The organism is Acidimicrobiales bacterium (assembly GCA_035536915.1).
In the GTDB taxonomy this organism is placed as follows: Bacteria; Actinomycetota; Acidimicrobiia; order Acidimicrobiales; family JAHWLA01; genus JAHWLA01.
In genome coordinates this window covers 283,677-307,565 of sequence record DATLNE010000044.1, presented here as the reverse complement: position 1 = coordinate 307,565, position 23,889 = coordinate 283,677, and the positions used below count along the sequence as shown (strand labels likewise).

The window sequence follows — 23,889 nt, the reverse complement described above, 5'->3', positions numbered from 1 at the left end:
CCGGACCAGAACGGCAGAAAGCGGGCTCGGCTAGGTTCGCGGCCCATGCCGACGCAGAAGCGGGAACGCAAGAGGCAGGGCCGACACGCCCGACAGGAGTACCTGCAGGCGCAGCGCCGGAAGGCCAAGCTGCGCCGCCAGGCCATGATCGTGCTCGTCGTGGTGGGGCTGGTGCTGGGGGCAGCACTGTTCTTCAGCCGCGACGGGGGCGACAACGTGGCCACCAACTCGACCACCACCACGGTGGCGGGCGCCATCCCCAAGGCGGAGCCGGTGGCCAACGACAGCAAGGTCACGGGCGACACGCCGTGCCCGCCTGCCGACGGCAGCGCCAAGCCGACCTACAAGTTCGAGAAGCCGGCGCCCATGTGCATCGACCCGGCCAAGGCCAACGTCGCCGTGATGACGACGAGCGAAGGCGTCATCGAGATCACCCTCGACACCCAGAAGACGCCGAAGACGGCCAACAACTTCGCCGTGCTCTCGCGCTACCACTACTACGACGGCACGGCGCTGTTCCGCACCAACACGGGCATCGACATCATCCAGGGCGGCTCGCCGCACACCCAGTTCAACGACGATCCCGGCCCCGGCTACACCATCGAGGACGAGGGCACAGGGTTCAAGTACGCCGAGGGCGACCTGGTGATGGCCCGTTCGCAGGGCCCGAACTCCGCGAGCGCGCAGTTCTTCTTCGCCTCCGGGCCGAAGACCTCCGCCCTCGACAGCCAAGGCACCTACGTCACCTTCGGCAAGGTCACCAGCGGGCTCGACGTGGTGAAGGCGATCATGGCCCTGCACCGCGACGACCCCACAGCACAGGGCGGCCCGGGCGAAGGCGGCCCCAGCAAGCTCGTCATCATCGAGAAGATCGAGATCGTGGAGAAGTAGATGGCCCAACGTTGGGATGCCCCGCCCGCCATGGAGATCGACCCCTCGCGCCGCTACACGGCCGAGATGGTCACCTCGCACGGCACCATGAAGCTGGCCCTCGACCCGGCCTCTGCACCCAAGACGGTGAACAGCTTCGTCTTCCTGGCCCGCCAAGGCTTTTACGACGGCGTGATCTTCCACCGCATCATCCCGGGCTTCGTGCTCCAGGGTGGCGACCCCACCGGCACCGGCACAGGCGGCCCCGGCTACAAGTTCGAAGACGAACTGCCCGCCCCCGGCCGCTACGAACTGGGCTCGTTGGCCATGGCCAACGCCGGCCCCAACACCAACGGCAGCCAGTTCTTCGTCATCAGCGGCCCCGACGGCATGCGCCTGCCCCCGCAGTACGCACTGTTCGGCAAGGTCGTCTCGGGCATCGACGTGGTGACAACCATCGACGCCCTCGGTACCCGCTCCGGCCAACCCACGGAGCGAGTCGTCATCGAATCGGTGACGATCACCGAGCACGAGGACTGACCGGGGGCGCGGCGGCATGGCCGAGCCACGCCGAAGGCGGCGGCGACCGGTCGGGCCGCCCGCCGTCTCCATCCGGAACCTGCGCAAGGAGTTCGGCGCCAAGGTTGCCGTCGACGACCTGTCGCTCGACGTTCCCACCGGTTCGTTCTTCGGGCTGGTGGGACCGAACGGCGCGGGAAAGAGCACCACGCTCAAGGCCACCACCGGCCTGCTCCGCCCCACCCGTGGCACGGTCGTGGTCGACGGCGTCGACGTGTGGAGCGACCCGCCCGCGGCCAAGGCCCGCATGGGCATCCTGCCCGAAGACCCCAAGCTCTTCGACCGCCTGACCGGCGGCGAGTTGCTGACCTACAACGGCCTGCTGCGGGGCATGCGGCCCGAGGTCGTGGAAGCCCGGGCCGTGGAACTGCTCGAGGTGCTCGGGCTGGCCGATGCCACCCGCACCATGGTCGTCGACTACAGCCAGGGCATGCGCAAGAAGGCCGCCTTGGCCTGTGCGTTGATCCACGCCCCCCGGGTGCTCTTCCTCGACGAGCCCTTCGAGTCGGTCGACCCGGTGTCGGCCCGCACCATCCGCATGGTGCTGCAGCGCTTCACCGACGAAGGCGGCACCGTGGTGTTCTCCAGCCACGTCATGGACACGGTGGAACGCCTGTGCGACCACGTGGCCATCCTCCACCACGGCCGGGTGGTGGCCTCGGGCGCCACCGCCGCAGTGCGAGGAGGACGAGCCCTGGAGGACGTCTTCATCGAGGCAGTGGGCGCGGTCGACGCCCCCGGGGTGGCGCTGTCGTGGCTCGGCACTTCCTCCGACTGAAGCTCGCCCTTCTCCGGGGCGGGCTGGCCAAGTCGGGGATGCAGGGCACCGTCGCCTTCGTCTTCGCCTACCTCCTGGCCGTAGTCACCGGCTTGTTCTTCGGCGGCATGGCCTTGTTCTTCCGCGCTGCCGACGTCGACGAGATGGTGCCGTGGCTGCCCGTGGCCTTCGCCGTCCTGTTCACCTGCTGGGTGCTGTTCCCCGTCATCGGCATGGGGACCGAGGGCACCCTCGACGTCGACCGCCTCGCCCTGTTCCCCCTCGGGCCCCGCCGGCTCATGCCCGGCTTGCTGCTGACGTCGGCCATCGGCTTCGGCGGCGTGATCACCCTGCTGACCCTCGTCGGCACCACCATCGGCCTCATGCCCGTGTCGCCCGCGGCGGTGCTGACGGCGGCGGCGTGCGCGCTGCTCTTTGCCATGTGCGTGGCGTCGTCGCGGCTCGTCGTCACCTTGCTGTCGATGGCGGCGCGCACGCGGCGCTGGCGCGACGTGGCCCTGACGGCAGGGCCGTTGCTGGCCGTCGCCCTGCAGGGCATCCGTTTCGTGGAGTTCGAGGAAGCGCCCACAGTGCCGCAGGCCGTTCGTGTCGTCACCGCGCTCCTCCCCTCAGGGCCACCCGCCTCCGCCGCGGCCGCGGCACGGCAAGGCCGCCCGTTGCTGGCCCTCGCCTTCCTCGTCGTCGGCGTGGCCTATCTGGTCGTCGTCCTGCACCTGTGGTGGGACGTGCTGCAACGGGTGCTGACCACGGCGGAGGGGCGCTCGACGCAGGCGGCCAAGCGGCGCGGCGCCCTGTTCCGCGGCCTGGCTGCGCTGTTCCCCCGCACCAGGGTGGGCGCGGTGGCGGCCAAGGAGTTGCGGGTGGGCTGGCGCGAGCCCCGCCAGCGGGCCGCCCGCCTGGCGCTGGTCTTCCCCATGCTGGCGTCGCTGGTCGTCGTCAGCGGGCCGTCCACGGTGGTGCTGGCCTGCGCCGTGCCCGTCTGGTTCCTGGCCGCAGCGGCCACCAACCAATTCGGCTTCGACGGGGCGCGCCACTGGGCCAACGTGGCCGCGGGCGACGACGTGCGCAGCGACCTCCTGGGCAAGAACCTGGCGGTGGCCACCCAAGCCGTCGTGGTCGTCGTCGTGTTCGGCGCCCTTTCGGCGGCGCTGACCGACGGGTGGGGGCGGCTTCCCGTCGCCGCAGGCTTGGCCGTGGCCGTCGTCGGCCTCTCGCTCGGACTGGGCAACGTCGCCTCCGTGGTGGCCCCCGTCCCCCTGCCCGACGCCGACAGCAACATCTGGTCCCGCGGCAACATGGGCCAAGGCATGGCCGCCTTGGGACCGAACCTGGCCACGCTGGCGGTCAGCGCACTGGTGCTCGGGCCGCTGGCCACGGCGGCCGTCTTGCTCGACCACCCGGCATGGACAGTGAGCCTTACGGTGCTGACGGTCGCCGTCGGCGGGGGGACGTGGCAGTGGGGGCTTCGCTCGGCGGTGCGTCGATCGCAGGACCGACAGCCGGAGTTGTTGGAGGCGCTGGCCGGGGCGTGAACGGCAGCGGTGTGCGCTGGAGCGCCGTCGCCATGCGCCAGGAGACGAGCACGAACAGGGCTTGGGCGGCCAGCAGCAGCGCCACCGGCCGGTCGTCGTCGGCCGTGCCCGTGGCCTCCAAGGGCACCGCTTCCAACGCCGCCCGTTGGGCTTGAGCCACCCCCGCCACCAGTTCGACGGCGGGGAAGGTGACGTGCCCGGCCACCACCACGATGGCCACCACCCGCCCCCGGCGCAGCACGACTTCGCGCTGGCCCGGCGTCGTATATGTCGGTGTGGCCGGGCCGCGCTCGAAGCCCACGGCGTCGGGCAGCCCGGGGACCTCGAAGCGCGTGACGTCCTTGCGGCTCTCGACGATGCGCCGAGTGAAGTCCTCGCCTTGCCCGTCGCTGTGGAACTCGAGCAGCACGTCGAGCAGGACCTCTTGGCTGTCCTTGTTGGTCCATGCCTTGGAGTGGCCGTGGCGGAAGCCCGCGTCGGCCAACAACTGGGGGCTCATCGCACCCGAGCGGTCGAGCACGGCGGCCGCTGCGGGCGTGTCGAGCCGGCCGAGGCGGCCGGGGTCGTCGGGGAGCGGGGCGAACCCCGTGGGCGCGGCGGTGGGGAACAGGGCCGGCAGGTCGAGGGGAGGAGGCGGCGTCACCGGTTGCACCGCGAACACAACCGCCAGCGCCAGGCGGATCACGTCGGAAGCGCGCTGAGGTCGGCCGGGACGCCGTCGAGGTAGACGTCGACGGTCCCCGCGCCGGCGGCGCGCCAGGCGCCGTCGGGGTCGCGGATGAGGGCCGTCTGCTCGTGGATGCCGACGACGGGCAGGCCGCGGGGCGCCAGGTCGAGGGTGCGCTTGGCCTTCTCCGGCGACCAGGCGTCGAAGTGGGGGATCACGGCCAGTTGCTCGACCAGGCCGAGGCCGACGGTGAAGGCGCCGCCCCGTGTGTCGACCATGGGGTCGGTGAGCACCATGGCGCCTGCCGACGACCCGGCGATCACCGCGCCGCCCTGCCACGCTTCCAGCAAGGCCTCCCACACCTTCGACGCCTTGAGCACCGAACGCAGGTGCATGGGCGAGCCGCCCGAGAAGTAGAGGAAGCGGGCGGAGCGCACGACCTCGGCGTTGGCGTCGTCCTCGGCGTCGGGGCGGGTGAGCACGTCAAGCCCTCGCACCTTGGCGCCCAGCGCGGCGAAGTGCTCGGCCGCCGCCTCCGCCGCCCGCTCGGGGTGTTCGTAGGCGGCCGCGGTGGGCAGCACGACGACCTCGGTACCGCCCGACGCCTTCAACAGCTCGGCGTCGAAGGTGCAGCCGTCCTGCCACTCGGCGCCGCCGACCAGTGCGATGGTTCCACTCATTGGCCCGACCGTAGTGGGCCGACGCAAATGGAGCCGTCGTCATACCTGTCGGTAACCTTCGCCCCCATGTCGATCAAGCGGGTGGGAATCGTCGGCTCCGGGATCATGGGTTCCGGCATCGCCGAAGCAGCAGCCAAGCAGGGCCACGAGGTGATCCTGCGGTCGCGCAAGCAGGAGACCGCCGATGCCACCTTGGCCTCGATGGAGAAGTCGCTGAACAAGCAGGTCGAGAAGGGCCGCCTCTCCGAGGAAGACCGCGACGCCACCCTGGGCCGCGTCACCGCCACCTCCGACCTCAGCCTGCTGGCCGAGTGCGACCTGGTGATCGAGTCGGTGGTCGAGGACCTGGCCACCAAAAAGGAGTTGTTCAACGAGCTCGACCGGGTGTGCAAGGAGCACACGATCCTGGCCACCAACACCTCGACCCTCCCCGTCGTGGAGCTGGCCATGGAGACGGGCCGCCCCGACAAGGTGTGCGGCGTCCACTTCTTCAACCCGGCCACCGTCATGTCGCTGGTGGAGATCGTGCGGCCCATCACGGCCAGCGACGAGACCATCGCCGCCGCCCGGGCCTTCGCCGAGGCGTGCGGCAAGAACCCCGTCGAGGTCAAGGACCAGGCGGGCTTCATCGTCAACGCCCTGCTGTTCCCCTACCTCAACAACGCCGTGCGCCTCTTCGAGTCGGGCGTGGCCTCCAAGGAGGACGTCGACGAGGCCATGAAGGGTGGGTGCGGGTTCCCGATGGGCCCCTTCGCCTTGCTCGACCTGGTCGGCCTCGACACCAGCCTGGCCATCCTCGACGCCCTCTACGACGAGTTCCGCGACCCCAACTACGCCGCCGTGCCGCTGCTGCGCCGAATGGTCAGCGCCGAGCTGCTCGGGAGAAAATCGGGTCGAGGCTTCTACGACTACCGGAAGTAGGAGGGGGACGATGCCCGACCGCCCGTGGGTGATGCGGACGTACTCGGGCCACTCCACGGCCCGGGCCTCGAACGCGCTGTACCGCATGAACCTGTCCAAGGGGCAGACGGGGCTGTCGGTCGCCTTCGACCTGCCCACCCAGACCGGCTACGACCCCGATGCCGTCGAGGCCCGGGGCGAGGTCGGCAAGGTCGGCGTGCCGGTGGCCCACCTGGGCCACATGAAGCAGTTGCTCGACGGGATCCCCGTGGGCGACATGAACGCGTCCATGACGATCAACGCCACCGCCATGTGGCTGTTGGGCCTCTACATCGCCAACGCCGAGGACCACGGCGTCGACCCCTCGGTGCTGCAGGGCACCACCCAGAACGACATCGTCAAGGAGTACCTGTCGCGGGGCACCTACATCTTCCCGCCCGCCCCCAGCCGCCGGCTGATCGTCGACATGATCGCCTACACGGTGCGCCACGTCCCCAAGTGGAACCCCATCAACGTGTGCTCGTACCACCTGCAGGAGGCGGGGGCCACGCCGGTGCAGGAGGTGGCCTACGCGCTGGCCACCGCCGTCGGCGTGCTCGACGCCGTGCGGGAGTCGGGGCAGGTGAGCGACGACGAGCTGCCGTCGGTGGTGGGGCGCATCTCGTTCTTCTGCAACGCGGGCATCCGCTTCGTCGAGGAGACGTGCAAGATGCGGGCCTTCACCCGGCTGTGGGACCGCATCTGCGCCGAGCGCTACGGCGTGACCGACCCCAAGCTGCGGCGCTTCCGCTACGGCGTGCAAGTGAACTCGCTGGGCCTGACCGAGTCGCAGCCCGAGAACAACGTGCAGCGCATCGTGCTGGAAGCCCTGGGCGTCACGCTGTCGAAGGACGCCCGGGCCCGGTCGATCCAGTTGCCCGCCTGGAACGAGGCGCTGGGCCTGCCCCGGCCGTGGGACCAGCAGTGGTCGTTGCGCATGCAGCAGGTGCTGGCCTTCGAGACCGACCTGTTGGAGTACGACGACATCTTCGCCGGCTCGCACGTCATCGAGGCCAAGACCACCGAGCTCATGGACGCGGCCATGGCCGAGCTCGACGAGGTGCTCGGCCTGGGCGGCGCCTTCGAGGCCATCGAGGAGCTCAAGGGCAGGCTGGTGCGCTCGCAGGCCGAACGCACCGCTCGCATCGAGGCGGGCGAGCTCAAGGTCGTCGGCGTCAACTGCTTCACCGAGTCGGCCCCGTCGCCGCTCGGCGGCGAGGAGGCCATCCTCAAGGTCGACCCCGCGGTCGAGGCGGAGATGAAGGCCGACGTGGCCGAGTGGCGCGCTGCTCGCGACGGGGCCGCCGTGCAGAAGGCGCTCGACGAGCTGCGCCGGCTGGCCGAGACCTCGGAGAACCTGATGCCGGCCACCATCGCCCTGGCCCATGCGGGCGGCACCACCGGCGAGTGGGCGGGCGCCCTGCGGGAGGTGTTCGGCGAGTACCGGGCGCCCACCGGCGTGGGCACGGCCGTGGGCCAGCGGGGCGGCACCATGGCGGCGGTGGTCGAGAAGGTCAAGGCCATGGCAGGCGGGCCGCCCAAGCTGCTGGTGGCCAAGCCGGGCCTCGACGGCCACTCCAACGGGGCCGAACAGGTGGCCGTGGCCGCCCGCGACGCCGGGTTCGAGGTGGTGTACCAAGGCATCCGGCTGACGCCCGCCCAGATCGCCGCGGCCGCCCGCGACGAGGACGTCGACGTGGTCGGCCTGTCGATCCTGTCGGGCTCGCACCTGGAACTGGTGCCCGAGGTGCTGCGGGAGCTGCGGGAGGCCGGCGTCGAGGCGCCCGTCGTCGTCGGCGGGATCATTCCCGAGGGCGACCAGCCCAAGCTGGCCGAGCTCGGCGTAGCTGCCGTCTACACCCCCAAGGACTTCGAGTTCGTCCGCATCATGGACGACATCGCCGACCTCGTCACCACCACTCGCGCCGCCACCTGAGCCCCTCCTCGGCCGAAGTTGCGTACGTTTCGGTGCGGAAAACGGCGCGATTCGTACGCAACTTCCGGAATGGCCAGTTCTCGCCACGCACAGTCACAAGGAGCCTGGTCCTCCCACCCCGAAAGAACTAGTGAAGGCGCGTACCTCACGCGCCGATGGGACAGGGATGGTTGATCGCCGAGCACTGCTGTGCCTCCTCCCCGGCCTTGCCGGCTTGGCCTTCGGCGTCGGCGCCGCGGTGCTCGACCGGCCCGCCTTGGGCGTGGTTGCCGCCGCTTTTTGCCTGCTCACCATGGTCGCCGGCCTCGTCCTGCTCGACCGGGCGCACGCGGCCGAGCGCCATGCCGCCGGTGCGGCGGCGGCCATCAAGCTGCTCGACATGCCCACTCCCACCCGGGAAGAGGCATCGTCGCTCGTCGACATCGAAACCGGCCTCCCCGACGACCGCTTCTTCGACCTCGCCGTCGAGGGCCGCGTGGCCGCCGCCCGGCGCCACCTGTGGCCCGTCACCGTCGTGCTCTTGGAGATCGGCGTGGCCTCCGACGCCCGCGGCAGCCGCCCGCAAGCCGACGCCGTGGCCGCCTTCAGCGAGTTGGTCAGGGCCACCCTCCGGGAATCCGACATCGCCTGCCGGGTCGGGCCGCTGACATTCGGCCTCGTCCTGGAGGACACCGCCGAAGAGGGCGGGGTGTGGACGGCTGAGCGCCTCCAGATCTCCCTCGCCCAGGACGTGTCGAAGGTGCGACGCCTCGCCGCGGGCGTGGCCAGCTACCCCACCCACGGCCTCACCGCCGACGACGTGCTGGCCCGGGCCCAAGCGGCCCTGACCAGGGCGTGCGCCGCCGAAGCGGGACGGGGCCTCGGCCAGGTCGAGGTCGCCCAGGCCGACTTGGCCTGACGTTTCTCCCCAGGGTTTTCCACACCCGGTGGGTAAGTAGCACTTTCTGGCGGGATGTCAAGCCCCAAATAGGGCAAAGCACCTGTCTTCCAGCCGCCCGAACGAATACTGCGGGTAGTAGCCCCCGAACATGGCCCTGGTGCGGTCGCTCCACCGCAGCGCGTCGGGCGTCGACACCCGGCGCACGACCTGCAGCACGCCACCCTCGAACACCCGGTACTCGGCCCAGGCGCCCGGGAAGTCCTTGACCGAGGAGACCTCGACGAAGGGCACGTCGCCGGTGGCGGCGAAGCGCCGCACCCGGTTGCGGTGGGTGTGCCCTGCGGCGTAGCCGACGATGCGGGGGCGGCGGGCTACCACCTCGATCAGGCGCTCGGAGTCGTCCGGGTTGATCCCGAAGTACGTCTCCTCCCGTGTGCGGCTGGCCGGGTCCCAGCAGTGGTGGTGGCCGAGCACGAGCACCGGCAGGTCGGCTTCCGCGGCCACCGTGTCGAGCCACGCCAACTGGTCGGGCGGCACTCGGCCCGCGGCGCGGCCGGGCACCGCGGTGTCGAGCACGGCCACCGTCAGGCCGGGCAGGTCGACCCGGAACGGCGCCGTGTCGGGCACGGCCGTGCCGTCGTGGTTGCCCCGCACGTAGCGCAGCCGGTCGCCGAAGCGGCCGTAGCAGTCGAGGAACGCCTGGAACTCCTCGGCTCGGGCGTAGGTGGTGAGGTCGCCCTTGGCCACCACCAGGTCGACGTCGGCCGCGGCGATCTCTGCCGCCGCGCCCCGGTTCATGACCTCGGGGTAGGGCTCCTCGCCCGGCTCCACCCGCAGCACCGGGCCGAGCTCCAGTCCGTCGATGTGGCCGCACTCCACCTCGCCGAAGTGGGTGTCGTTGACCGTCGCCACCGTGGCCAGGAGCTCGCCGCCGGGGCGGGGCAGCGTGTGCGCGTCGAGCCCGCCGAATGTGTAGAGCGTGTCGGGCGCCAGCCCCTTGTGGACCACCGCCCGCGGCTCGTGGGGCACGTGCAGGACCACTTCGTCGTCGGCCACCGTGGTGAGCTCGACGACCATGGCGTTGCCCTTACGGCCGACGCCGCTGGGCGGCCACCGGGGTGCCCGACAGCCACCAGCGGCCCGAGAAACGCCACGCCTGCGGGCGTTCCGTGGAGGGCACCGCCACCACGGGGCGGGGCCACGTCATCTCGATGGCCGCCACCACGGCGGCCACCTCCTCGGGCGTGGGCGTCGACTTAGAGGGGCACATTGCCGTGCTTCCGCTTCGGCAGTTCCTCGCGCTTGGAGCGCAGCATGTCGAGCGAGCGCACCAGCACAGCGCGGGTGTCGGCCGGGTCGATCACGTCGTCGACATACCCACGTTCGGCCGCCTGGTACGGGTTGGCGTAGCGCTCGGTGTACTCCTCGACCAGCTCGGCCCGGCGCGCTGCCGGGTCGGCGGCGTCGGCCAGCTCGCGCCGGTAGACGATCTCCACCGCGCCCTGCGGGCCCATGACGGCCAGCTCGGCCGACGGCCAGGCGTAGGCCAGGTCGGCGCCGATCGACTTGGCGTTCATGACCACGTAAGCGCCGCCGTAGGCCTTGCGCGTGATGATCTGCACGCGGGGCACGGTGGCCTCGCAGTAGGCGTAGAGCAGCTTGGCGCCGTGGCGGATGATGCCGCCGTACTCCTGGTCGGTGCCGGGCAGGAAGCCGGGCACGTCGACGAAGGTGACGATGGGGATGTTGAAGGCGTCGCAGGTGCGCACGAAGCGCGCACCCTTCTCCGACGAGTCGATGTCGAGCACGCCGGCCAGGATCTGGGGCTGGTTGCCCATGATGCCGACCACGTGGCCGTTGACCCGGGAGAAGCCGCACACCAGGTTGAGCGCCCAGTGGGGGAAGTACTCGAAGAAGTCGCCGTCGTCGACGACCGAGGTGATGACCTTCTTCATGTCGTAGGGCTGGTTCGACGACGGCGGGATGATGTCGTGCAGCTCGGGGCACTGCCGCGTGGGGTCGTCGGTGGGCACCACGTAGGGCGGGTCCTCCAGGTTGTTGGCCGGGAGGAACGACAGCAGGTAGCGCACGTCGTCGAGGCAGGCCTTCTCGTCGCCCGCCACGAACGTGCACACGCCCGACTTGGTGGCGTGGCTCATGGCGCCGCCCAGTTCTTCGAGGGTCACGTTCTCGCCGGTGACGGTCTTCACCACGTCGGGGCCGGTGATGAACATGTGGCTCGTCTCGCGGACCATGAAGATGAAGTCGGTCATGGCCGGGCTGTAGACGGCGCCGCCCGCGCACGGTCCCATGATCACGCTGATCTGGGGGATGACCCCGGAGGCCCGCACGTTGCGGTGGAAGATCTTGCCGTAGGAGTCGAGGGAGACAACGCCTTCCTGGATGCGGGCGCCTGCGCCGTCGTTGAGGCCGATCATGGGCACGCCCAGCGACGAGGCCAGGTCCATGACCTTGTGGATCTTCTCGGCGAACACCTCGCCCAGGGCGCCGCCGAAGACGGTGAAGTCCTGGCTGAACACGCACACCCGGCGGCCGTCGACGGTGCCGAAGCCGGTGATCACGCCGTCGGTGTAGGGACGGTCGTCGAGGGCGTCGTGGGCCCGGTGGCGGGCAAGCATGTCGAGCTCTTGGAACGAGCCCTCGTCGAGCAGGTACTCGACCCGCTCGCGGGCGGTCATCTTGCCTTTGGCGTGGTGGCGCTCGACGGCCCGCTCGGAGCCGGCGTGCAGCGCCGCTTCCTTGCGCTTGGCCAGCTCTTCGAGGCGTTCCTTCATGGGGTGTTCGGACATCGAGGGTCAGGCTACCGGTGGGCCTCGGCGAAAAACCAAGCCACGTAGGGACCAGAGGCGCGCAATGCTGGACGGCTGTGCCGTCGTCAGCGCCGACCGGACGGCTCCTGCGGCGTGGGCTCACAGTCCTCCGGCGGGAGGTCGCCTACCACCCTCGTTGGTTCGCCATGGGGGTGTTCGGCGCGGTCGTGTATGCCTTCGCCACCGTCGGATCGTCGTGGGTGCTGGGGCGGGTGGTCGACCGGGTCATCCGCCCCCGCTTCGACGTCGGCTCGGTGTCGACGGGCACGGTGGCGCTGGGGGCGGCGGCCATCGTGGCCGTGGGCGTGGTGAAGGCGGCGGGCATCGTGTGCCGCCGGGTCGGAGCGAGTTACGCCAAGTTCGGCACCGAGTCCGACATGCGCACCGAGGTGGTGGAGCGCTACCAGCGGCTGCCGCTGAAGTGGCACCAGGCCCACCCGACGGGGCGGTTGATGGCGCACGTGAACGCCGACGTGGAGGCGGCCACCGAGATCATGTCGCCGCTGCCCTACGCCACCGGCGTGATCACCCTGCTCGCTATCACCGCGGCGTGGATGATCCTCACCGACCCGTTCCTGGCGTTGATCGGGCTGGTGCTGCTGCCCGCTCTGGTGGTGCTGAACCTGCTGTACCAGCGGGTGTTGGAGGAGCCCGCCCGGGGGACGCAGGAGCGCATCGGCGACGTGTCCGCCGTGGCCCACGAGAGCTTCGACGGCGCCATGGTGGTCAAGACGCTGGGCGCCGAGGACGCCGAGACGGCCAGGTTCCGGCGTATGGCCGAGGACTTGCGCGACGCCAAGATCAGAGTGGCGGTGCTGGAATCGCGTTTCGACGCCCTGCTCGACGCCGTGCCCGCGGTGGGCACCATCGCCGTGCTGGTGGTGGGCGCATGGCGGGTGGAGGTGGGGGCCATCTCGGCGGGCACCTTGGTGGCGTTCGTGAACCTGCTGACGCTGCTGGTGTTCCCTTTGCGGCTGATCGGTTACGTGCTGGGCGACCTGCCTCGCACGGTGGCCGGGTGGGACCGGGTGCAGTGGGTGATGGCGCAGTCCGTGCCGCCGCCGGCTGTGCGCGGGTCGTCGGTGTCCGACGGGGTGGCGCTGGACGGCGTGTCGTTCCACTACGGCGACAACCCGCCTGCGCTGGTCGACGTGTCGGTGTCGTTGCGTCCGGGGTCGACGGTGGCGCTGGTGGGGCCGACGGGCTCGGGCAAGTCGACGTTGCTGTTGCTGTTGGCTCGGTTGTTGGAGCCATCGGCCGGGGCGGTGTCGGCGCCCGACGACGTGGCGCTGGCGTTCCAGGAGGCGTTCCTGTTCAGCGAGTCGATCCGGGAGAACATCACCATGGGCCGGCCGCGGTCCGACGACGAGGTGGAGGCCGCGGCGCGCATCGCCCGCATCTCCGACTTCGTCGCTTCGTTGCCCGACGGCTACGACACCGTGGTCGGCGAACGGGGCGCCACCCTGTCAGGCGGGCAGCGCCAGCGGGTGGCGTTGGCCCGGGCGCTGGTGGGGGCGCCCAAGCTGCTCCTGCTCGACGATGCGACCTCGGCCGTCGACCCGTCGACCGAGGCGGTGATCCTGGCCGCGCTGGGCGAACGGTTGCGCGACACGACGACGGTGATGGTGGCCACCCGGCCCAGCACGATCTCGTTGGCCGACGAGGTGCTGTTCCTGGCCGACGGCCACATCGCGGCGCGGGGTTCGCACGAGCAGTTGTTGGCCGAGGCGCCTGCCTACGCCCTCTTGGCCCGCGCCTACGAACAAGCCGGAGTGACTCCGTGAGGGGGCTCCGGCCGCGGGCCGGTTCTGCCATGACTTCGACGGTTGATGTGTTGCGGCGGGGGTGGCGGACGTCGCCTGAGCTGCGGGAGGGCGCGGGGCTCACCGTCCTCCTCGCCCTGGTCGGCGCGGGCGGACGGGTGACGGTGCCGATCCTCGTGCAGCTCACGCTCGACCACGGGCTGAAGGCCGGGGCGGGCAGCCGCACCATGTGGACGCTGACGATCACCGGCTTGGCCATCGTGGTGATCACCGCCTTTGCGGCCCAGGCCACCCGGCGGCGGCTGGCCACCGCGGGCGAGTCGGCGCTGGCGGGCCTGCGGGTGCGGGCCTTCCGCCACATCCACCGGCTGAGCCTGGCCACCCAGACCGACGAGCGCCGGGGCGCCTTGGTCAGCCGGGTCACCTCCGACGTGGAGACCCTGAGCCAGTTCCTGTCGTGGGGCGGCGTGGCGTGGCTGGTGAACGGGGCGGTGATGACGAGCGTGCTGGCGGTGATGTTCGTCTACGACTGGCGGCTGACGCTGGTGACGATCGCCGTGCTGGTCCCCATGGCGCTGGTGCTGCGGGCGGTGCAACGACGGCTGTCCGGCGCGTACGCCTTGGTGCGCGACAAGGTGGGCGCGCTGCTGTCGGCCATCTCCGAGATGCTCATGGGGGCCGCCGCCATACGGGCCTACAAGGCGGAGGACCACGTGACCGCCCGGGTGCGGGGCGCCATCGACGACAGCCGCTCGACGAACATCCGAGCGGCGGTCATCTCGGCCTTCTTGTTCCCGTCGGCCGACGTGTTCTCGGTGCTGACGGTGGCAGGCGTGGTCACCGCCGGCGTCGCCATCGGTCCCGAGGGCGGCCTAACGGCCGGGCGGCTGGTGGCCTTCGTGTTCCTGGTGCTGCTGCTGCTCGAGCCGGTGGCCGAGTTCACCGAGGTGGTCGACCAGACCCAGTTGGCCGTGGCCGGCTGGCGCAAGGTGCTCGACGTGATCGACACGCCCGTCGAGGTGCCCGACCCGGTGCCCGGCCTGGTGCTGCCGCCGGGGCCGCCCGAGGTGGTGGTCACCCGGGTGTCGTTCTCGTACGGCTCGACGCCGGTGCTGCACGACGTCAGTTGCGTCATGCCCGCAGGACGGCGGGTGGCGCTGGTCGGCGCCACGGGCTCGGGCAAGACGACCCTGGCCAAGCTGTTGACCCGGCTGGCCGATCCCACCACGGGCCGCATCCTGGTGTCGGGCATCGACCTGCGCGACATCGCCGCGTCGTCGTTGCGGCACTCGTTCGTGCTGGTGCCCCAGGAGGGTTTCCTGTTCGACACCACGGTGGCGGAGAACGTGCGCTTCGGGCGGCCCGATGCCTCCGACGACGACGTGCGGCTGGGGTTCGTGGAGCTCGGCTTGGAGCCGTGGGTCGACGGGCTGCCGCAGGGCTTGCAGACGCCCGTGGGCCAGCGGGGCGAGCACCTGTCGGTGGGCGAGCGCCAGTTGGTGTCGTTGGCCCGGGCCTACGTGGCCAACCCGACGTGCCTGATCCTCGACGAGGCCACCTCGGCCGTCGACCCCGCCACCGAGGTACGGCTGACGCGGGCCATCGAGAGCCTGGCCCGGGGGCGGACGTCGATCACCATCGCCCACCGGCTGGCGACGGCAGAGCGGGCCGACCTGGTGCTGGTGCTCGACCACGGGCGGCTGGTGGAGGCAGGCACCCACGGGGCGCTGCTGGAGCGAGGCGGGGTGTACGCCCAGTTGCACAGCCGGTGGACGTCGGGCATCGAGGCGGACCCCGTCCGGCGCTGACAGGCTCGGGGGGTGCCGCCCGTCGAGCCGCCGCCCACCCGCTGGGGCTTCCCGTCGTACGACCTCGACAGCGACGACGAGATCGTGGCCGTCGGCGCCGACCTGGGGCCGGGCACGCTGCTGGCCGCCTACCGCACAGGGCTGTTCCCCATGCCGGTGCAGAGCAGGCTGGCGTGGTGGTCGCCTCGGTTGCGGGGCGTGCTGCCGCTCGACGAATTGCGGGTGTCTCGGTCGCTGCGGCGGTCGTGCCGGCGCTTCGAGGTGCGCATCGACACCGCGTTCGACGAGGTGGTGCGGGCGTGTGCGGACCCGGCCCGGCCCTACGGGTGGATCGACGACGACATCGCCGCCGCGTACCAGCGCCTGCACCGGCTGGGGGTGGGCACACTCGGTGGAGACGTGGGCGGGCGACGACTTGGTGGGCGGGTTGTACGGCGTGGCCGTCGGCGGGCTGTTCGCGGGTGAGTCGATGTTCCACCGGCAGACCGACGCCTCCAAGGTGGCGCTGGTGGGCTTGGTCGACGTGTTGCGGGCGGGCGGGGCGTCGTTGGTCGACGTGCAGTGGTCGACGCCGCACCTGGCGTCGCTCGGGGTGATCGAGGTGACGCGGCGGGAGTACCTGCGCCGGCTGGAGGCTGCGCTCAGCCTGCCGCTGCCGCCTGCTTTCGCCTGAGGACGTCGGCGGCACGTTCCACCAGGAATGTGGCGCCGATGCGCTCGCACACCTCGGGGAAGGCGGGCGTCGGGCCGCGCCACAGCCAGTCGTCGACGGTGCCGACGCAGTCGCGGTCGATGCGCAGCGTGGCCAACTCGCGGAAGAGCAAGGCTGTGTCGTACCGGTCGGCCAGCGTGTTGGCGAGGGTGCGGCAGCCCCGCACGTCGAGGTCCCAGCGCTCCCCCAGGCGGGGGATGTCCTCAATGTGGGGGTAGCGGCGTAGGACGGCCGCCGCGGCCTTGGCGCCCCAGCCCTTGAGGCCGGGGAAGCCGTCGGCCGAGTCGCCCACCAGCGCCAGGTAGTCGGGGATCGACGTGGGCAGCACCCCGAACTTGGCGACGATCCCCGCCTCGTCGAACACGACGTTCTTGCGCCGGTCGAGTTGCACGACCCGGTCGCCGACCACGCACTGGCCCAGGTCCTTGTCGGGGGTGCAGATCACCGCTTGCAGCACCCGGTCGTCGGCGGCGGCCACGGCAGCGGCCGACGCCAGGCCGTCGTCGGCTTCGAGCTCGACCATGGGCCACACGGCGACGCCGAGGGCGGCCAGCGCCTCCTCCACGAGGGGGAACTGGACGAGCAGTTCCGGGGGCATGCCCGCGCTGCTCTTGTAGCCCGGCCACAGGTCGTTGCGGAACGACTCGATGACCTGGTCGGTGGCCACGCCGACGTGGGAGGCGCCTTCGGCCAGCAGGGTGAGCACCGAGTTGACGACGCCGCGGGTGGCCGCCGCCGTCGACTTCTCCCGCACTTCAGGCGGGGCGCCGAAGTGGTGGCGGAACAGCTCGTAGGTGCCGTCGATCAAGTGGACACGCATTGCCGCCACGGTAGGCGCCTTCCGAAACTGTGCCATTTACGGAAGACTGTTCTGGTATCCTTCCGTAAATGGGCGGACGCGAAGTGCCGATCCTGTGGAACGGGCGCCGGGCACGAGCTTGGGTCCCCGATCTGTTGGCCGCCCGCGACCTGTCGCTCACCGAGCGCACCACGCGGGGGACCGAACGCGCTGCCGCCCTGGCCCGTCGCAGCAACGACCAGCTCCCGCGCCAGTGGGAGGCGTTAGGACGGCTCCTGCTCCGAACCGAAGGCGTGGCGTCCTCGTTCATCGAAGGCGTCGGGGCGCCGTTGGTCGACGTGGCCGTCGCCGAGCTCGATCCAGCCGTCGGTGAGCACGCCGCCTGGGTGGCCGACAACCTGAAAGCGGTCCAGTCGGCGGTCGGCGAGGCCCAGGAAGGCCCGCTGCGGGTGCGCTCCCTCCATCGCTGGCATGGGCTCATCATGCGGGGCACACGCCACCTGCCCCCCCGCCTGGTGGGGACCCCCCGTAAGGAGCAGGGGTGGATCGGGGGCACGAGCCCACTCGACGCCGCGCTGGTGACGCCGCCGCCCGATGCGGTCGAGCGGTTGCTCACCGACCTGGTCGAGTTCGTGAACCGCACCGATGTGGACCCCGTCACGCAGGCGGCCGTGGCCCATGCGCAGTTCGAGGTGATCCACCCGTACGCCGACGGCAACGGTCGCGTGGGGCGCGTGTTGGTGGGCTGGGTCCTGAGCCGTCGCCTGGGCCTGGTGACCCCGCCGCCCGTGAGCGTCCGCATTGCTACCGACCGAGGGGGGTACCTGGCCGGGCTGACGCACTTCCGCCTCGGGCAGGCGGACCCATGGGTCGCCTGGTTCGCCGATGTCGTCGGAGGCGCGGGCGAGGCGTCGATCAACCTCGTCCACGACGTGCAGGAGCTGCAGGCCCAGTGGACCGATCGACTGACCGACGTGCGCACCGATGCCACCGCCCGGCAGGTGCTTTCCCTTCTCCCACAACATCCTGTGCTGGGGGCGGCGACGGTGGCCGACGCACTGGATGTCAGCGAGCGCGCCGGGCGGGCCGCCCTGGAGACGCTGGCCCGTTATGAGATCGTCGAGCGCTTCGACCGCGTGGCCCAGGGCCGAGGCCGGCCTCGGAAGTGGTGGGTGGCACCCGAATTGATCGCACTGGTCAGTGCGTGGTCTCGCTGATCAGGCGACCACCCCCTCGATGACGGCGAGCAGCTCGTCGCCGTAGCGTTCCAGGCGGGTGGCGCCGATGCCCCGGCAGGCGGCCAGTTCTGCCAGTGAGCGGGGCGCCCGCTCGGCGATGCTCTCGACGTCCTTGTCGCTCAACACGACGTAGGCGGGCACCTTGTCGCGCATCGCCGTCTCCCGCCGCCAGGCCTTGAGCGCCTCGACCAAGCGCTCGTCGCCCGGCCGCACCAGCCGCAGGGCGCGGCCCGCGATGCGCACCTCGCTGCCGTAGGCCGCCGACATGCGGGCGCGTCCCACCGACACCAGCACCCCGGTCTCCCCCACCTCGACGACGACGCCCTCGAAGCCGCCGATCCCGACCTCGAGCCCGACTTCGGCGGCCACGGTCGGCGCCGCTCGGGCCGACGCCGCCGACGCGGCCGTGGCCCGCACCCGCACCGGCCGCACCTCGTCGTGCGACCGGGTGCCCGCCAGCTCGTCGAGGAACGGCGACGGCGCCGCCTGGTCGGCCACCACCACCACCCGGCGGCGCCCCCGGGTGATGGCCACGTGCAGCAAGCGGCGCTCCTCGGCCTCGTCGCTCGCCAGCCGGTGCGGGAGCAAGTCGTCGCGCACCCCGAACACCACCACGTTGTCCCACTCCCGGCCTTTGACCCGATGGATGGTCGACAGCTCCACGCCGGGCTCGTCGGAACGAGGCGTCGACAGCACGCCCCGCAGCCAGCGCTCGAACGTCTCCGGCTCGGGGTGCAGCGCGGCGGCCTGCTCCAAGGCCACCAGGTCGTCGGCGTGGGTGGAGCGGTCGGCCTCGCGGCGCACGCCGTCGAGCACATCCATGGCCGAGCCCAGCCCGATGTCGACGCGGATCGTGCGCAGCACTGCCCGCACGTCGCCCGTCTCCACCGCTCGCACCACCCGGTCGATGTCGGCGGCGTAGGCCTCCAATTTGGCCACGTCGCCCCCCGACAACCGCCCGGCCAGCCGGCGCACGTCGGACACGCTGGTCGTGCGCGACCGGCCGAGCATCTCGACCACCTTGCGGGAGATGCGCCGCGACGGGCGCCGGATGGTCTCGGTCACGTCGGCGATAGCGATGCGACCGGGGTCGAGCCCGATGCGCAGGTAGGCCAATGCCGCCCGGATGCCCGTGCGCGACAGGATGTTGACGTCGATGGGCCGGCGACTGGGGATGGCCCGCTCCACCAAGGTCAGCTGCAGCGGCAACAAGGCCGAGTTCACCCGGGCCAACGCCGCCGTCGACGACCACGGCACCCCCTCGTCGTGCCACCCGCTGAGGACGTCGGCCGTCGTCGCTGCCTCTTCCACGTCGGCCACCCGCTGCACCACCAACTCGCCGTCGACCGGCTCGCGCCCCGGCGCGGGCCGGATCTCCTTGGCGATGCGTCGCGGCGTGTACGACAACAGCGTGGTGGCCGCCCCCACCACCGCAGGCGGGCAGCGGTAGTTGACCTCCAGCGCGTACTTCGAGGCACCAGGGAAGAACCGGTCGAACTCGATGAGGTACTCGGGCGACGCCCCGCTGAAGCCGTAGATGACCTGGTCGTCGTCGCCCACGCCGAACACGTCGTAGGCGGGCGCGGCCAGCAGGCGCAGCAGTAACAGGTGCGCCGGCGTGAGGTCTTGGAACTCGTCGACCAGCAGGTGCTGCGACAGCTTCTGGGCCACCCCCCGAGCGGCGGGGTCGGTGAGCAAGACCCGCAACGCTTCGTACAGCTGGCCGTCGAAGTCGATCAGCGCCTTGTCGTCGAGCAGGCGGCAGTAGCGCTCGAACAGGTCGGCCAAGCCGGGGGCGTCGAGGGCCACCTCGACCTCGGCCGGGTCGCGCAGCCCCATGCGTATGGCCTGCAGCCCTTCCAGGTAGGCCACGTAGGGGTCGGTGTTGGGCGCCCGCCGAAGCTCGATGAGCTGGTCGATCAACTGGCGGACGGCGACCTCTTCGACCACCTCCCGGCGAGCCCGCCCGGCCGGGCGCCGGAAGCCGCCGGTGCCGTTGCACAAGGCCAACCCCAGCGAGTTCAAGGTGCGCACCCGGGCCGGCACGCCGACCACCCGCTCGGCCATCTCGTCGGCCGCCCGCTTGTTGTAGGCCACGGCCGCCACCGTCTCGGGCTCCCACCCGCGGTCGCCAAGGAGGTGGCGCAGGCGCTCGGTCAGCACCCGGGTCTTGCCCGATCCCGCCGGGGCGATGACACGGGCCGGCCCTACCCCGTGCGCCACCGCCGCCTGTTGGTCGGGCGCCAGTTCGGCGGCCGATGCCTGCCACCGGGCGACTGTCAGGCGCCCCAGGTCGACCGACTCCCGATGCACGATGTCGAGCGGCAGGGGCTGGCGAGGCCCGCCGTCAATCCACACCGGGGTGCCGTCGGGCAACACCACGTCGGCAGGCCCGCCCACCGTGGCCCCTAACCGCTCCGCCTTGCGGGCCCACCACCACACCGGCTCGTCGCCCCGGCAGTCCCAGTTGTTCATCCACACCAGGAACTGCAGGCGCTCCCGGCGGAACTCGAAGCCCACGTCGAGCTCCCACGGCTCCCGGTTGTCGACCTCGGGCTCCCGCAGCCACCCGGGGTCGACCGCCAGCACCACGACCACCGGTTCCCGCCGCAGCCAGTGCCCGTGGAGGACGTCGACCGCCTCGACGCCCGCCACCTCGACCACCGGCCACCCCTCGGACCCGGCGGGCGCGGCACGGCTGGGCAGCACGATGGCGCCTCGTCCGAGCTCGGCCGGTGCAGGAAACGGCATGCCCCCGACCCTACAGACGGGGGTGCGACAGCTATGCGGGACCGCCGAAGTTGAGGGTTACTCCTCGACCAGCTCGATCAGCGTCCCGAAGCTTGTCTTGGGGTGGAGGAAGGCCACGGTCGTGCCCCGCGACCCGGTGCGCGGGTGCTCGTCGACCACCCGTGCCCCCTGGGCCTTGACCGACTCCAGCACCTCGTCGCAGTCGTTGACCCGGTAGCCCACGTGGTGGATGCCCTCGCCGTTGCGCTCCATGTACTTGGCCAGCGGCGAGGTGTCGGTATAGGGCTGCAGCAGCTGGATGTAGGAGTCGGCCACCTTGATGAGGGCCTCGTCGACGCCGTCGCTCTCAATGCGCTCGCGGTGGGCGACGGTGGCGCCGAACATCTTCTCGTACCACTCGACGGCGGCGTCGAGGTCGCGCACGGCGATGCCGACGTGGTCGATGTCGGTCAACGACCCCGACGTGTGCGAGTGGTTACCGCTCATGCATGCCTCCGGAACGCAGTGATCTTGTCTTCCCCCACCTTGGCCCGGAACTCCGGGTCGTCGATGCCGAGGCCCTCTTCGGGGGCCAGGCACAGCACGCCGATCTTGCCCTCGTGCAGGTTGTGGTGGATCTGGAAGGCCGCCTCGCCCGTCTGCTCCAAGGGGTACACGGCCGACAGGATCGGCTGGATCATGCCCTTGGCGATGAGCCGGTTGGCCTCCCACGCCTCCTTGTAGTTGGCGAAGTGCGACGACTTGATCGTCTTCAGCTTCATCCAGAGGTGGCGGTTGTCGTACTCGATCATGTAGCCGGAGGTCGCCGCGCAGGTGACGACGGTGCCGCCCCGGGCGCACACGAACACCGAGGCGCCCATGGTCTGGCGGCCCGGGTGCTCGAAGACGATGTGGGGGTCCTCACCGACGAGGGCGCGGATGTCCTTGCCGAGGCGGCGCCACTCCTTCTCGTCCTGGGTGGTGTCGTCCTTCCAGAACCGGTAGCCCTTCTCCTTGCGGTCGATCACGTGCTCGCAGCCCAACTCGTTGAGCAGCTTGACCTTCTCGGGCGACGAGACGATGCCGACGGGGATGCCGCCGCCGTTGAGCACGTACTGCACGGCGTAGCCGCCGAGGCCGCCCGACGCGCCCCAGATGAGGACGACGTCGCCCTGCTTCATGGGGGCGCCGTTCTGGCTGACGATCATGCGGTAGCTGGTCGAGTTGGTCAGTGCGTTGACCGCCGCCTCTTCCCACGTGAGGTGGGCGGGCTTGGGCATGAGCTGGTTGGCCTTGACCAAGCTGATGTCGGCCAGGCCGCCGAAGTTCGTCTCGAAGCCCCAGATGCGCTGGTTGGCGGCGATCATCGAGTCGTCGTGGGCGGTCGGGTCCTGGTCGTCGACGTGGTTGCAGTGGATGGTGACCCGGTCGCCCGGCTTCCAGTTGCGCACGGCCGAGCCCACCCGCAGGACGACGCCCGAGCCGTCGGAACCCAACACGTGGTACGGAAGGTTGTGGCGGGCGCCCCAACTGCTCTCCTTGCCCAGGCGCTCGAGGAACCCGAAGGTCGGCAGGGGCTCGAAGATCGACGTCCACACCGTGTTGAAGTTGATGGCGCTGGCCATGACGGCCACGTAGACCTCGTCGGGCGCCATCTCGGGCAGGGCCACGTCGTCGACGCGGATCGACTTGCGGGGGTCCTTGTCGTTGGAGGCAAGCCCCTCGAACATGCCGACGTCGTCCTTGCGGACGAAGGCGGCGCGGTAGGCGTCGGGCAGGGGGATGGCGGCGATCTCGTCGCCTGACGCTCCCCCGAGAATGGCGTCACGGATGGCCTGGATCGACATGCCCGGAAGCTACCCGCGGGTAGGCAGGGTGCTCCACCCGGGGTGGTCGTTACTCCGGCGGCATCCGTAGACTTGTGCCACTCAGTCCATCGGGAGGGAACACATGGCCGGATCGGTGATCGTCGCAGGGGCTCGCACCCCGATCGGCAAGATGAGCGGTGCACTGGCGTCGTTCTCCGGGGTCGACCTCGGCGGCTTCGCCATCAAGGCGGCGCTGGAGCGGGCGGGCGTGTCGCCGGAGGCGGTCGACTACGTGTTCATGGGCCAGGTGCTCCAGGCCGGGCAGGGCCAGATCACGGCGCGCCAGGCGGCGGTCAAGGCGGGCATCCCCATGACGGTCCCGGCCACCACCGTCAACAAGGTGTGCCTGTCGGGCCTCAACACGATCTTCCTGGCCGACCTGCTCATCAACAGCGGCCAAGCCGACATCGTGGTGGCAGGCGGCATGGAGTCGATGACCAACGCGCCGTACCTGCTGCCGGGCGCCCGGGCGGGCTACCGCATCGGCGACCAGAAGGTCGTCGACGCCATGATGCACGACGGCTTGTTCTGCGCCTTCGACGTGTGCGCCATGGGTGCGGGCACCGAGAAGTACACCAAGGCGGCGGGCACCATCTCCCGTGACCTGCAGGACGCCTTCGCCGCCACCTCCCACGAGCGGGCCTCGGCGGCCATCAAGGAAGGCCGCTTCGCCGACGAGATCGTGCCGGTCGAAGTGCCGCAGCGGAAGGGCGACCCCGTGCTGGTCGACACCGACGAGGGCGTGCGGCCGGGCACGACCACCGATTCGCTGGGTGCGCTGAAGCCCGCGTTCGCAGCCGACGGGTCGATCACCGCGGGCAACGCCTCGCAGATCTCCGACGGCGGGGCCGCCGTTGTGGTGATGTCGAAGGCCAAGGCGGAGTCGCTGGGCGTGCAGCCGCTGGGCGAGGTCGTGTCCTACGGCCAGGTGGCCGGCCCCGACCCGTCGCTGCTCACGCAGCCGTCGCGGTCGACCAAGCAGGCGCTCGACCGGGCGGGCATGTCGGTGGGCGACGTCGACCTGTTCGAGTTCAACGAGGCGTTCGCCGCCGTCGGCATCGCTTCGATGGCCGACCTCGGCGTGTCCGAGGACATCTGCAACGTCAACGGCGGGGCCATCTCGCTGGGCCACCCGATCGGCATGTCGGGCACCCGGCTGGCGCTGACGCTGCTGCACGAACTGCGCCGCCGTGGTGGCGGCACCGGCGCAGCCGCCCTGTGCGGCGGCGGCGGCCAAGGCGACGCCCTCATCCTCCGCACCATCTAGGCCTGACCCGCG

Annotated in this window: 22 protein-coding genes; 13 read left to right on the top strand and 9 right to left on the bottom strand. The window is 71.0% G+C overall.

Annotated elements, in window-relative coordinates; translation table 11 throughout:
• Positions 1–45: 45 nt before the first annotated feature.
• From VM938_13885 to VM938_13870, 4 genes are read left to right on the top strand one after another with little or no spacing between them, the layout of a single operon-like run.
• The gene (locus VM938_13885) at positions 46–891 is read left to right on the top strand and encodes a peptidylprolyl isomerase (protein ID HVF76123.1); all 846 of its coding nucleotides are present in this window, start codon (positions 46–48) and stop codon (positions 889–891) included.
• A complete protein-coding gene (locus VM938_13880; protein HVF76122.1) occupies positions 892–1,410 on the top strand; it encodes a peptidylprolyl isomerase in 519 nt (172 codons plus the stop codon).
• 16 nt (positions 1,411–1,426) lie between these two features.
• Positions 1,427–2,227, top strand: coding sequence for an ABC transporter ATP-binding protein (locus VM938_13875; protein HVF76121.1), 801 nt, complete (start codon positions 1,427–1,429; stop codon positions 2,225–2,227).
• Positions 2,203–3,759 (top strand): hypothetical protein, encoded by a 1,557-nt coding sequence (locus VM938_13870; protein HVF76120.1) that lies wholly within the window; start codon positions 2,203–2,205, stop codon positions 3,757–3,759. Before VM938_13875 ends, VM938_13870 begins: the two co-directional genes overlap by 25 nt.
• On the opposite strand, the gene VM938_13865 is transcribed toward VM938_13870, so the two are convergent.
• Complete coding sequence (locus VM938_13865; GenBank protein ID HVF76119.1) at positions 3,644–4,444, bottom strand: hypothetical protein; 801 nt, start codon at positions 4,442–4,444, stop codon at positions 3,644–3,646. The genes VM938_13870 and VM938_13865 overlap by 116 nt on opposite strands.
• Positions 4,441–5,106 carry a Type 1 glutamine amidotransferase-like domain-containing protein gene (locus VM938_13860; GenBank protein ID HVF76118.1) on the bottom strand — a complete coding sequence of 222 codons (666 nt, stop codon included), beginning with the start codon at positions 5,104–5,106 and terminating at the stop codon, positions 4,441–4,443. Before VM938_13860 ends, VM938_13865 begins: the two co-directional genes overlap by 4 nt.
• A gap of 27 nt (positions 5,107–5,133) precedes the next feature.
• On the opposite strand from VM938_13860, the gene VM938_13855 reads away from it, so the two are divergent.
• The 3 genes from VM938_13855 (at position 5,134) to VM938_13845 (ending at position 8,879) form a co-directional block, all read left to right on the top strand.
• On the top strand, positions 5,134–6,027 hold the full coding sequence (locus VM938_13855; GenBank protein ID HVF76117.1) for a 3-hydroxybutyryl-CoA dehydrogenase: 894 nt from the start codon (positions 5,134–5,136) through the stop codon (positions 6,025–6,027).
• A gap of 10 nt (positions 6,028–6,037) precedes the next feature.
• On the top strand, positions 6,038–7,981 hold the full coding sequence (locus tag VM938_13850; GenBank protein ID HVF76116.1) for a protein meaA: 1,944 nt from the start codon (positions 6,038–6,040) through the stop codon (positions 7,979–7,981).
• 166 nt (positions 7,982–8,147) lie between these two features.
• Positions 8,148–8,879 carry a diguanylate cyclase gene (locus VM938_13845; GenBank protein ID HVF76115.1) on the top strand — a complete coding sequence of 244 codons (732 nt, stop codon included), beginning with the start codon at positions 8,148–8,150 and terminating at the stop codon, positions 8,877–8,879.
• Positions 8,880–8,936: 57 nt separating this feature from the next.
• On the opposite strand, the gene VM938_13840 is transcribed toward VM938_13845, so the two are convergent.
• The 3 genes from VM938_13840 to VM938_13830 are packed head-to-tail and all read right to left on the bottom strand — an operon-like array spanning position 8,937 to position 11,671.
• The gene (locus tag VM938_13840) at positions 8,937–9,938 is read right to left on the bottom strand and encodes a metallophosphoesterase (protein HVF76114.1); all 1,002 of its coding nucleotides are present in this window, start codon (positions 9,936–9,938) and stop codon (positions 8,937–8,939) included.
• A gap of 10 nt (positions 9,939–9,948) precedes the next feature.
• Complete coding sequence (locus tag VM938_13835) at positions 9,949–10,131, bottom strand: hypothetical protein (GenBank protein ID HVF76113.1); 183 nt, start codon at positions 10,129–10,131, stop codon at positions 9,949–9,951.
• On the bottom strand, positions 10,118–11,671 hold the full coding sequence (locus VM938_13830) for an acyl-CoA carboxylase subunit beta (GenBank protein HVF76112.1): 1,554 nt from the start codon (positions 11,669–11,671) through the stop codon (positions 10,118–10,120). Before VM938_13830 ends, VM938_13835 begins: the two co-directional genes overlap by 14 nt.
• 167 nt (positions 11,672–11,838) lie before the next feature.
• Between VM938_13830 and VM938_13825 the strand changes: the two genes are divergently transcribed.
• The 4 genes from VM938_13825 to VM938_13810 are packed head-to-tail and all read left to right on the top strand — an operon-like array spanning position 11,839 to position 15,936.
• Entirely contained in the window at positions 11,839–13,476 is a 1,638-nt protein-coding gene (locus VM938_13825) for an ABC transporter ATP-binding protein (protein HVF76111.1), read from the top strand.
• A gap of 29 nt (positions 13,477–13,505) precedes the next feature.
• Positions 13,506–15,263: an ABC transporter ATP-binding protein gene (locus tag VM938_13820; protein ID HVF76110.1), complete on the top strand. Its 1,758-nt coding sequence runs from the start codon at positions 13,506–13,508 to the stop codon at positions 15,261–15,263.
• Positions 15,264–15,275: 12 nt separating this feature from the next.
• Positions 15,276–15,728: a hypothetical protein gene (locus tag VM938_13815; GenBank protein ID HVF76109.1), complete on the top strand. Its 453-nt coding sequence runs from the start codon at positions 15,276–15,278 to the stop codon at positions 15,726–15,728.
• Positions 15,700–15,936, top strand: a complete 237-nt coding sequence (locus VM938_13810; GenBank protein ID HVF76108.1) for a hypothetical protein — start codon at positions 15,700–15,702, stop codon at positions 15,934–15,936. Before VM938_13815 ends, VM938_13810 begins: the two co-directional genes overlap by 29 nt.
• Here the strand turns inward: VM938_13810 and VM938_13805 are convergent.
• Positions 15,905–16,795, bottom strand: a complete 891-nt coding sequence (locus VM938_13805; GenBank protein HVF76107.1) for a 5'-3' exonuclease H3TH domain-containing protein — start codon at positions 16,793–16,795, stop codon at positions 15,905–15,907. The genes VM938_13810 and VM938_13805 overlap by 32 nt on opposite strands.
• A gap of 68 nt (positions 16,796–16,863) precedes the next feature.
• Here VM938_13805 and VM938_13800 point away from each other — a divergent pair, with 68 nt between their 5' ends.
• Complete coding sequence (locus VM938_13800; protein ID HVF76106.1) at positions 16,864–17,991, top strand: Fic family protein; 1,128 nt, start codon at positions 16,864–16,866, stop codon at positions 17,989–17,991.
• Here the strand turns inward: VM938_13800 and VM938_13795 are convergent, their stop codons facing one another.
• The 3 genes from VM938_13795 to ccrA are packed head-to-tail and all read right to left on the bottom strand — an operon-like array spanning position 17,992 to position 22,589.
• Positions 17,992–20,763 (bottom strand): ATP-dependent DNA helicase UvrD2, encoded by a 2,772-nt coding sequence (locus VM938_13795; protein ID HVF76105.1) that lies wholly within the window; start codon positions 20,761–20,763, stop codon positions 17,992–17,994. It lies immediately after the preceding gene.
• 57 nt (positions 20,764–20,820) lie between these two features.
• Positions 20,821–21,249: a methylmalonyl-CoA epimerase gene (gene mce, locus VM938_13790; protein ID HVF76104.1), complete on the bottom strand. Its 429-nt coding sequence runs from the start codon at positions 21,247–21,249 to the stop codon at positions 20,821–20,823.
• On the bottom strand, positions 21,246–22,589 hold the full coding sequence (gene ccrA / locus VM938_13785) for a crotonyl-CoA carboxylase/reductase (GenBank protein ID HVF76103.1): 1,344 nt from the start codon (positions 22,587–22,589) through the stop codon (positions 21,246–21,248). Before ccrA ends, mce begins: the two co-directional genes overlap by 4 nt.
• 103 nt (positions 22,590–22,692) lie before the next feature.
• Between ccrA and VM938_13780 the strand changes: the two genes are divergently transcribed.
• Positions 22,693–23,877: an acetyl-CoA C-acetyltransferase gene (locus tag VM938_13780; GenBank protein HVF76102.1), complete on the top strand. Its 1,185-nt coding sequence runs from the start codon at positions 22,693–22,695 to the stop codon at positions 23,875–23,877.
• The last annotated feature ends 12 nt before the right edge of the window (positions 23,878–23,889 follow it).